This is a genomic window from Streptomyces sp. NPDC059371, from assembly GCF_042751995.1.
In the GTDB taxonomy this organism is placed as follows: domain Bacteria; phylum Actinomycetota; class Actinomycetes; order Streptomycetales; family Streptomycetaceae; genus Streptomyces.
In genome coordinates this window covers 1-9,718 of sequence record NZ_JBHYXD010000042.1, presented here as the reverse complement: position 1 = coordinate 9,718, position 9,718 = coordinate 1, and the positions used below count along the sequence as shown (strand labels likewise).

The 9,718-nt window shown below is 69.3% G+C and carries 7 protein-coding genes; 4 read left to right on the top strand and 3 right to left on the bottom strand.

From position 1 onward, the window contains the following. Positions 1-141 precede the first annotated feature (141 nt). Both ACFXGX_RS23105 and ACFXGX_RS23100 read right to left on the bottom strand, forming a co-directional pair. Positions 142-1,962 carry a PQQ-binding-like beta-propeller repeat protein gene (locus tag ACFXGX_RS23105; protein ID WP_384794394.1) on the bottom strand — a complete coding sequence of 607 codons (1,821 nt, stop codon included), beginning with the start codon at positions 1,960-1,962 and terminating at the stop codon, positions 142-144. A gap of 112 nt (positions 1,963-2,074) precedes the next feature. Further along, entirely contained in the window at positions 2,075-3,100 is a 1,026-nt protein-coding gene (locus tag ACFXGX_RS23100) for a glycoside hydrolase family 26 protein (RefSeq protein WP_384794391.1), read from the bottom strand. 255 nt (positions 3,101-3,355) lie between these two features. On the opposite strand from ACFXGX_RS23100, the gene ACFXGX_RS23095 reads away from it, so the two are divergent. The 4 genes from ACFXGX_RS23095 (at position 3,356) to ACFXGX_RS23080 (ending at position 8,816) form a co-directional block, all read left to right on the top strand. After that, positions 3,356-3,874, top strand: a complete 519-nt coding sequence (locus tag ACFXGX_RS23095; RefSeq protein ID WP_384794389.1) for a hypothetical protein — start codon at positions 3,356-3,358, stop codon at positions 3,872-3,874. 25 nt (positions 3,875-3,899) lie between these two features. Next, positions 3,900-6,074: a glycosyltransferase gene (locus ACFXGX_RS23090; RefSeq protein WP_384794386.1), complete on the top strand. Its 2,175-nt coding sequence runs from the start codon at positions 3,900-3,902 to the stop codon at positions 6,072-6,074. Further along, the gene (locus ACFXGX_RS23085; protein WP_384794383.1) at positions 6,071-7,336 is read left to right on the top strand and encodes an acyltransferase; all 1,266 of its coding nucleotides are present in this window, start codon (positions 6,071-6,073) and stop codon (positions 7,334-7,336) included. Before ACFXGX_RS23090 ends, ACFXGX_RS23085 begins: the two co-directional genes overlap by 4 nt. Positions 7,337-8,243: 907 nt before the next feature. Next, positions 8,244-8,816 (top strand): tyrosine-type recombinase/integrase, encoded by a 573-nt coding sequence (locus tag ACFXGX_RS23080; RefSeq protein WP_384794380.1) that lies wholly within the window; start codon positions 8,244-8,246, stop codon positions 8,814-8,816. Positions 8,817-9,401: 585 nt separating this feature from the next. On the opposite strand, the gene ACFXGX_RS23075 is transcribed toward ACFXGX_RS23080, so the two are convergent. Then, positions 9,402-9,718: tetratricopeptide repeat protein (locus tag ACFXGX_RS23075; protein WP_384794377.1), on the bottom strand; the 317-nt coding region annotated here is incomplete at its 5' end.

The following is a 9,718-nucleotide window of genomic DNA, read 5'->3' as shown; positions in this document are numbered from 1 at the left end:
AACCCCCCCTCCCCCCCCCCCCTAACCCCCCCCCGCCAACCCCGCCCCCACGTCCCCCCCCCCCCCGGGCCCGCCCCCCCCCCCCAACGGCGGGGGCCTTCGCGATCGCGAAATTCTGGTACTCCGGCGTGACGGCCCGGTCTACCGGTAGAGCCGTACACCGCCGTTCGAGCCGAGGGCGTTGAGTTCCAGCACGCCGCCGTCCGGGGTGACGTACACCGTGCCCGAGGTGAAGCTCCACTTGCCGGTGCCCTTCGGCAGGCCCGCGACCGGGGTGCTGCGGCCGGTGCGCGGGTCGATGCCGACGAGCTGCGGGGAGCCGGACGTGGTGACGGCGTACACCTTGCCGTCCGTCCCGGACGAGGGGATCGCGAGCGCGGCGGAGCGGTACGTCCACAGCTTGGCGCCGGTCCTCGTGTCGAAGCCGTCGATCACCGGGTGGCCGGCGGCCAGGGCCGGGGTGACCAGGACCTTGCCGTAGAGCCGGGCGGAGTGGTCGGCGCCGGTTTCGTTGCCGGAGGTGAGTTCGTCGTTGCCGACGGCCAGTTTGCGGCCGTTCCCGGCGGTGTCGAAGACCCGTACGGCGTCCTGGCGTGCCGTGTGGACGGAGGCGATCAGCGGCGAGCCGGACAGGACGTGCGTCACGTCCGAGTGGGCCTTCTCGGGCTTCCGCCAGAGCACCTTCCCCGTCTTCCCGTCGTACGCGGTGAGGGTGAACCTGGTCTTCTTGTCGAGGCAGAAGTCGTCCACCAGCACGGTGCCGTCGGTGCCCCAGTCGTAGGCGTTGCAGTAGTGACCTCGGGCCTTGTAGCCCCAGACGCGGCTGCCGGTGCGGACGTCCACACCGCCGAGGAAGTTCTCGCTGACGATGGTGGCGACATCGCCCTGCAGGAAGGTCGCGGCGGTCGCCGGACTGCGGTGCTCGGCGCCGGTCAGCGGCATGGACCAGAGGATCTTGCCGGTGGACGCCTTGACACCGGCCAGCCAGGTGCAGGTGCTGCCGTCCGTGCCGAAGGCGACCGTGCCGATGCCCTGGGCGTTGAGCGTCGGCGACATCGCGCAGGGAACGGTGCCGTGCTCGGCCGCGTCGGCGGAGGGTGTGGCGCGCCACACCTGCTTGCCGTCGGTGAGGTCGTAGGCCCGCAGCCCGCCCCGGCTGCCGGCCCGGACGAGCAGCTTGTCGGTGAGCCAGCTACCGATCAGCGCGTCGTCGGCGGCGGGCGCCGGCGTCTGCCACACCTGCGTCAGGTTCTCCGAGGCGACGGCGGCGGCCTCCTCCTGCTTGAGCACGACGGCGGCGGTCCCGCCGGCGGCGAGGACGGCAAGGGCGAGCACCATCCTGCCCACCCGCCTGGGCTTCCCGGCCCGCCTGCCGTCCGCGCCCGTGTCGGGCCGCGGCTGCGCGGCGAGGGGCTCGGAGACCCGCAGCGCCATGGTGCCGTCCCACCGGGTACCGGAGGAGCCGTCGTTCGGCTCGGCGGGCGACCGGTCGTCCCACGGCACGGCCGGCTCCGCCCGCTGCTGTTCCCGGTGCGGCTGCCGTGCCTGGTAGGACTGCTGCTCCTGGTGGGGCTGCTGTTGCGGGTACGGCTGCTGTGCCCTGTAGGACCGCTGGTCCTGGCGGGGCTGCTGTTGCGGGTACGGCTGCTGTGTCCCGTAGGACCGCTGTTCCTGGTGCGACGACTGCTGTTCCGGATACGGCTGTTGTTCCTGGTACGGCGACTGCTGGTCCGGCGTCGGCCGCTGTTCCTGGTACGACGACTGGTGGTCGGGGTACGGCCGCTGTTCCTGGTACGACGACTGCTGGTCCGGGTACGACGGCCGTGCCCGGTACGGCCGCTCTTCCCGGTAAGGCTGCTCTTCCCGGTACGGCTGCGAGTCGGCGGCCGTCCTGCGGGGCCGGAAGGCCCAGCCCTCGTCCTCCTGCGAAGCCCCCTGCCCCGGCGACGAATCCGTCGTCATCTCCGTGCTCTCCCCTGGTCGGGCATCCGCATGCGCCTGTCGCAGTGATGCGCCACGATAAAGGTCGTTCCATCGAGGGCTTGCGCCCGGCTTCGCCTCGGCTGCCCGTGGATCAGCCCTTTTTGAACGAATGGCCGAACCCGTTCCGCGCCCTCTCCACCTGGAACGCGGCCCGCGCACCCACCGAGGTGCTGATCCGCCAGTCCATCAACTGCTTGCTGCCCGGCCAGTCCTTGCGCTGGTCGTACCAGACGAGCCCGATGACGCCGGCCTTCGCGGCACCCTTGAAGAGGTCGCGGATGTCCGCCTCCTTGCGGCCGCTCTCCGCCACCCCGGTCTCCGCGATCAGTACCGGTTTGCCGGAGAAGCCCGAGATCTGACGCATGGTGGGCGTGAAGAGGCTGGAGAAGGCGACGCCGTCGATCGGCCCGTAGTAGCCGATGAGGCCGACCCAGTCGACGTAGGCGTCGCCCGGGTAGTACGGACGCAGCTTGGCGGTGGTGCCCGAGTCGACCACGTGCGGGGTCCACGCCCAGATCACATTGGTGACGCCCCGGTCGGCGAACAGGTCGTGCAGGTGCTTCCAGGCCGCGACGAAGTCGGCGGGCTTGGTGTCTTCCGGGCCCCAGGAGTTCCAGGGGCCGTTCATCTCGCCGGCGAAGGACAGGGCCAGCGGGCCGTCGTAGGCGGCGATCTGGCCCGCCAGCCGGCGGATGTAGGCGTCGTCCTGGCCCGTGGCGATGTCGGCGAGCGAGGTGTCGGAGGGCACCAGCGCCATCATGGGCAACTGGCCGTGCTGCCACAGGAAGGCGTTGCCCTCCGTGTCGAAGTCGTCGCCCCAGGAGCTGTAGTACTCGCGGATGTCGGGGGCCCGCCCGGCCTCCTCGGCGAAGGTGTCGACGATGTCGTACTGCCAGGGCGTCTTGTCGTCGACGACGCCCAGCGCGCGGCCGGACGGTTCGAGCAGGGGCGAGACGTCGAAGCGCGCGCCCGAGGCGGAGGCCGTGCCCGGCTCGGCGTCGCCCCCGCTGCCCGCGCCCGCGCAGGCGTCCACCAGGAACGAGAGCGCGACCACGACGATCGCGGCGGCCGTCAGGCGGCTGCGACGGCGGCCGCGACGGCTGCGGGCTATGGCCATGCGGGAAGGTCCGATCAGGCGGTGGGCGGGCGACGCACCGAACTGTACGAGACCCGCCAGCGACACACCGAACTCTACGAGACCCGCGTGACCTTCATCGAATCTTCATAATAATCTTGGTACGGAATGGGGAGCGGGTCGAATAATCTCTCTTTCCTCGCACATCGATCACTTTTCCGCACTACTCACTGCCAGTCCGGCGCCGCCGGACTGGCAGTCGTCACGCCACGCACGAAGGAAGGCCCGGGGCTGTCGATGACCAGTACCTCCACGGAGGTAGAGCCGGCTCCCGTCTTCGTCGACCAGACCGGTCAGCGTGGCCGCCGTCTGCGCGGCCTCGGCTGGCTGGTGGGCATCCTCTGCGCCGGGTGCGTCGTGGCGATGACCTCCGGCCTGGTCGGAACCCAGTCGCAGGCGCCCGCGCTCACCATCCCGGGCACGGCGAACACCACGCCGCCCAGCCAGTACCTGAACGCGCCGCTGCCCGCGGCTCCCGGCGTCGAGCCCGCAACGAGCACCACCGCCACGGCGGCCACGGTCTCCGCCACCCCCACGGTGACCACGCCCGACGCCACCGCGTCGGCCACCGCGACGGCGGACGCGGGCACTGCGGACGCGGGTACGGCGGCGTCGAGCCCGGTGACCGACCCCACACGGTCGAGCTCCGTGACCGACCCCGCGCAAGCCACCACACCCGACGCCACCGCGTCGGTCGCCGCGACGACGACGGCCGGTACGGCCGCGTCGGACTCCGTGACCGACACCGCGCAGTAGCCAGACGCGAACGACCAGGAAGTCCATGTCCCGCTCCCGTCACCAACGCCCCCGGCAGTCCATAGCGCGCCCGCGCCGACTCGCCGCGCCTCCCCTGCGCTTCTTCCTGCCGGTGACCGTGCTGGCGACCCTGCTGGCACTCATGGTGCTGCGGGGCATGGCGAACAACGAGGTCTTCCACGACGAGAAGATCGCCACCTCGGTGGACAAGGCCACCGTCCCGACCAGCGTGCTGGAGGGCGGCCCGGTCGTCGACGCGCGCGGCGACAAGAAGAACAAGCCGGTCAACTACACGATCCCGGACAAGACGGTCGTCCTCAGCTTCGACGACGGGCCGTCCGCCCAGTGGACGCCGAAGATCCTCGAGGTGCTGAAGAAGGAGAACATCAGCGCCGACTTCTTCGTCACCGGCTCGATGGTCACCCGCAACCCGGCGCTGATCCGCCAGATCGTGGCCGGCGGCCACGAGATCGGACTGCACACCTTCACCCACCCCGACCTCGCGCTGCACTCCGGCACCCGGCTCACCTGGGAACTGGGCGAGACCCAGCTCGCGCTGGCCGGTGTCGCCGGCATCCACACCAGCCTGTTCCGCCCGCCCTACTCCTCCACCGTGGACGCGCTGGACGACTGGTCGTGGCCGGTGACCAGGCAGGCCGGGTCCGAGGGGTACCTGACCGCCTTCATCGACAAGGACACCGACGACTGGAAGCGCCCCGGCGTCGACGCCATCGTCAAGTCCGCCATGCCCGACCTCCCCGGCCAGGGCGAGATGATCCTGCTGCACGACGCGGGCGGCAACCGGTCCCAGACGCTGGCCGCGCTGCCGGTCATCATCGAGAAGCTGAAGGACCGGGGCTACACCTTCAAGACCATCGGCGAGGCGCTCGGCACCGGCTCCGCCAACACAGAGGTCTCCAGCTACAACCTGTGGCTCGGCAAGGCGTTCCTGTGGTGCACCACCTTCTCGGTGCACCTGCTGCCTTGGCTCGTCGGCCTGCTCGCGGTCGTCGGTGTCCTCGTCATGGTGCGGTTCGCGCTGATGCTGGTGCTCTCCGCCGTCCACGTGCGGCGCACCCGGAAGAAGGGCTTCTCCTGGGGCGACCCGGTCACCGAACCGGTCACCGTGGTGGTACCCGCGTACAACGAGCAGGAGTGCATCACCAACACCCTGCTGTCCCTGACCAGAAGCGACTACCCGGTCGAAGTGATCGTGGTCGACGACGGATCGAGCGACGACACGTCCGCCATCGTGGAGGAGCTCGACCTGCCGATGGTCCGGCTGATCCGGCAGCCGAACAGCGGCAAACCCGCCGCGCTCAACACCGGTGTGGCCGCCGCCTCGTACGACCTGATCGTGATGATGGACGGCGACACGGTGTTCGAGCCGGCGACCGTCCGCGAACTCGTCCAGCCCTTCGCCGACCCGCGCGTCGGCGCCGTGGCCGGCAACGCCAAGGTCGGCAACCGCGACACGCTGATCGGCGCCTGGCAGCACATCGAGTACGTGATGGGCTTCAACCTCGACCGCCGGATGTACGACGTGCTCAACTGCATGCCGACCATCCCCGGCGCCGTGGGCGGCTTCCGCCGTTCGGCGCTGGAGCAGGCGGGCGGCATGAGCGACGACACGCTCGCCGAGGACACCGACGTGACCATGGCCCTGCACCGGGCCGGCTGGAAGGTCGTCTACGCCGAGGACGCCCGGGCCTGGACCGAGGCGCCCGTCAGCATGAAGCAGTTGTGGTCGCAGCGGTACCGCTGGAGCTACGGCACCATGCAGGCGATGTGGAAGCACCGGCACTCGGTGCTGGAGCGCGGCGCGGCCGGCCACTTCGGCCGCGTCGGTCTGCCGTTCGTCGCCCTGTTCATGGTGATCACACCGCTGCTGGCGCCCGCCATCGACATCGGCATGATCTACGGCGTGGTCTTCGTCGACGCGTACAAGACCCTGGCGGCCTGGTTCGCCGTCATGGCCCTGCAGGCCGTCTGCGCCTGGTGGTCCTTCCACCTGGACAAGGAGAAGGCGTGGCATCTGATCACGCTGCCGGCCCAGCAGGTGGTCTACCGGGTGCTCATGTACATGGTGCTGCTGCAGTCCGCCATCACGGCCCTGACCGGGGGCCGGCTGCGCTGGCAGAAGCTGCGGCGCACCGGCGAGGTCGGACTTGATGTCACAACGGGGGCGAGCTCTTCATGAACACCGCGGAACCAGGTGCCTTCGGCGTCCAGGAGTCCTACGACACCGTCGCCCTGCGGGTGGACCCGGGCGGGATTCCCACGCAGCGCGCCCCGGGGCCCGAGGAGGCCGTCCCGGCGCCGGCGCGGAAGCCCGGCCGTGACCGCTACCTCGACCTGCTGCGGGCGCTCGCCCTGGTCCGCGTGGTGATCTACCACAACTTCAGCTGGGCCTGGCTGCCGATCGTCTTCCCCTCCATGGGCGTCATGTTCGCGCTGGCCGGGTCGCTGATGGCGCGGTCCCTCAACCGGCCCGCGCTGAGCGTGATCCGCGGCCGGCTGCGTCGTCTGCTCCCACCGATGTGGCTGTTCGGCGCGGTCGTGGTGCCGCTGATGCTCCTGGAGGGCTGGCGGCCCGACCTCCACCACCCCAACTGGTGGTGGGGCGACCTGGCCTACTGGATCCTGCCGTTCAGCGAGCCGCCGTTCGGGGCCTCGCTGCACACCTTCGGCGGGCACCTGCCCGCTTCCTGGGCCGAACAGATCTGTGTGCCGCTGTGGTACCTGCGCGCCTACCTCTGGTACGTCCTGCTGTCGCCGCTCCTGCTCAAGGCGATGCGCAAGCTGCCCTGGGTCACCCTGCTGGTGCCGCTGGCGCTCGCGTTCGTCATCAACTCCGGCCTGGTCGACCAGTCCGGCCGGCTGATGGAAGCCGCCACCGACTTCACCACCTTCGGCTCCTGCTGGCTGCTCGGCATGGCCCACCAGGAGGGACTGCTCCGCAAGATCCCGCAGTACGTCGTGCCGTCCATCGCACCGCTGGTGCTCATGTTCGGCTTCTGGTGGCTGATGCGGGCGCCGGTGGACGACCCCCGGCTCGGGGCCGATCTGGAGGCGGTGCCGGTCGCCCAGGCGATCTGGTCGTTCGGCGCGGTGCTGCTGCTGCTCCATCTGAGCCCGTCCTGGGAACAGTGGCCCAAGCCGCTGGAGCGGTTCAACGGCGTGATCACCCTGCTCAACTCCCGCGCGGTCACGGTCTACCTGTGGCACTCCTTCGCGCTGGTGCTGACCGAGCCGCTGATCGACCCGCTGTGGAGCAACTCCTTCCTCTACGACCACGCGCAGTGGCTGCTGGCGAGCCAGTGGACCCCGCTGTTCATCGCCGTCCCGCTGATCTGCCTGGCGATCCTGCTCTTCGGCTGGATGGAGGACGTGGCCGCCAAGCGCCGCCCGCGCCTGTTCCCCTACCCCGGCCGCTCGAAGGGCCGCCGCCGGGTCCGCTAGATCCGGCAGGATTGCACAGCCTGGCAAGGGCGAAGTCGGGTTACCCGCGACCTTCCAGGGAAAGACCTCGAGTGCATCTCAGTGAGTCGGAGGGGGGTGCTCATGAGCGATACATCACGGGCGCGGCACGACAGGACAGAGCCGGGGCCGCTGCCCGAGCGCGGCTCCGATCGCTTCACCGATGGTCCCCCTGATCCCCTCGCCTCGCTGCTGGCCAAGGTCAACGAGGGGGAACACATTTCGACTCCCGGAGACAATGCGGGCGCCGAAGACCGTGACCCTCATGACGAGGAATGGCGGGAACATGATCGCCGCGGGCCCCTATGCGCAGGGGCGTCGCCGGAAGAACTAACGCCCAGGGCGGTGAACCTCAGTTCCCTGTGAGTTCCCGTCCGTTCTGGCACGAGGGTGGCACGGCCCGCGGACCGTGCTCCGACTCCGCGGTGCGAATTGCGGCTGCACGGCGCTCCGGCCACGTCCGGACTCAGGTATGCCTCCCTCGGTACCTGCCGCTTCGTGGCGAGGTTTCATGCGCCTGTGGTGCAGTTTCGGGCGCCTGTGGTGCGAGCTGTCCTGCCTCGCCTCTGGCGACGCGCACCATTACCTGTCCAGTCCGCAACAGGCCAAGGATGCAGCCGACGCTGAACCACCAGTACAAGCCTGAGAATGCCCGCACAGAGGCTGCCAAATGTATGGAATCCGCAGCAAAGAGGGTGAAGGCCAAAAAATTCAACGTTAGTAGCGGCCAGCCTGAGTCCGTTTTTGCTCGATTTAGTTTCTGCCAGGTCGTTCTTGGTATTTGAGTAGGGTGCGGGCTAAAGCGGCGCTTGATCTCGCCCGCGAAAGATCGCTGTGTCATGGGGGTGAATGGAACAGTGGGAGATGACCCCTGCGCAAGGCCAAGAGCATGAGTGAGGGCACCGGACCGGTCGTCTCGTTCGGCCACTGCGCTCGTGGCGACGCCCTGCTGGACGAACGACCTGGATGCCATGGGCCGCGTCTGCTCGGCTCTGCCTGGGTCCATGGCAGACGACTCTTCGACAAGGCGCCGAAGTCCGATGCCGGGGTCCGGCCCGTGGCCTTCCCGACCGAGCTTCTGCCGGATGTGAAGGCGCACCTCGACGGCTTCGCGGGGGTGGGGCGTGACGGTCACGTCTTTCTCGGCCCCCAGGGCGGCCAGCTCCGCCGGAGCAACTTCCGGGACGACTGGATCAAGGCGCGGACGAAGGCAGGCGTCACGGCAGACGTGCACTTCCACGATCTCCGGCACACGGGCAACACGCTAGCTGCATCCGGCGCGAGCCTTCGGGAGCTGATGACCAGGATGGGTCACAGCACCCCGCGCGCGGCGCTGATCTATCAGCACGTGGTGAGCGGTCGCGACCGCGCGATTGCCGAGCGGCTCGGCTCGCTGATCCGGGAGGTGGAAGGGGGACGCGCTACTAAGGAGGGGGAGCAGGACAGGCCGCTGCTCTCCTGAGGGATCGGCGCAGGGCGTGTCTGCTGTGTAAGCGCAGCAAGTCGCTCGCTTCGAAGGCCTCCCGGAGGGCGGTCTCTGCCGACTCGAGTGTCTGCTGAAGGCGGGCTGCCTCGGCCCGCGTCCCGTCGGCCCAGTCGCGGACCGGCCCGTTCGCTCGGACATGGTCGGCCATAGACACACGCCCTGCGTAGGCAGCCAACTGCAGGGCCACAAGGAAGTCGGGAACCTGTATGTCGTCCACCGCCACATGCTAGGCACGGCGGGGGTAGTCCCATAGGGGAGTGGCACAGCCAGGATGTTTGTGGCATGCGAGTGGCACGGCATCGGAAACCGCAAAGGGCCAGCCTGGGAGGAAACCCCTCCTGAGCTGGCCCTTCATGCTGTGCCCCCGGCAGGATTCGAACCTGCGACACCCGCTTTAGGAGTTCGGTCCACACCTGCTTCGGCTGCGGTCGTCGACTGATGTGACGGCCGGACGGAGTCGCTGGTGTGCGCCTCTGTCCGGCGTGGTTGATGTCAGCTGTGGATGTCAGGACCTTCTGATTCGTAGCCCTGCAGAGAGTCGGTCAGGGAGAGGCAATCCGGTCACTCAGGAGCATCTGAAGGGGGGAGCCGGACGGCGGCAGTTGTTGGGGTCGCCGTATCCGGTTGCTGTGCAGCTGCCGCAGTATCACGGGCATGGGCGAGGTTGCCGCGGGCGGTGAGCGTGGAAGGGTGCTCGCTGCCCTGCAGCCGCTCCAGGTCGGCCACCACCCGCTCCAGCAGCTCGATCGCCTCGCCGGTCCGACCCGCCTGCCAGTAGGAGGAGGCGAGGTTGCCGCGGGCGGTGAGCGTGGAAGGGTGCTCGCTGCCCTGCAGCCGCTCCAGGTCGGCCACCACCCGCTCCAGCAGCTCGATCGCCT

Coding starts and splice junctions, on each gene's coding strand:
- ACFXGX_RS23095 (WP_384794389.1), top strand. CDS start 3,356: ATGACCAGTACCTCCACGGAGGTAGAGCCGGCTCCCGTCTTCGTCGAC.
- ACFXGX_RS23090 (WP_384794386.1), top strand. CDS start 3,900: ATGTCCCGCTCCCGTCACCAACGCCCCCGGCAGTCCATAGCGCGCCCG.
- ACFXGX_RS23080 (WP_384794380.1), top strand. CDS start 8,244: ATGAGTGAGGGCACCGGACCGGTCGTCTCGTTCGGCCACTGCGCTCGT.
- ACFXGX_RS23085 (WP_384794383.1), top strand. CDS start 6,071: ATGAACACCGCGGAACCAGGTGCCTTCGGCGTCCAGGAGTCCTACGAC.
- ACFXGX_RS23100 (WP_384794391.1), bottom strand. CDS start 3,100: ATGGCCATAGCCCGCAGCCGTCGCGGCCGCCGTCGCAGCCGCCTGACG.
- ACFXGX_RS23105 (WP_384794394.1), bottom strand. CDS start 1,962: ATGACGACGGATTCGTCGCCGGGGCAGGGGGCTTCGCAGGAGGACGAG.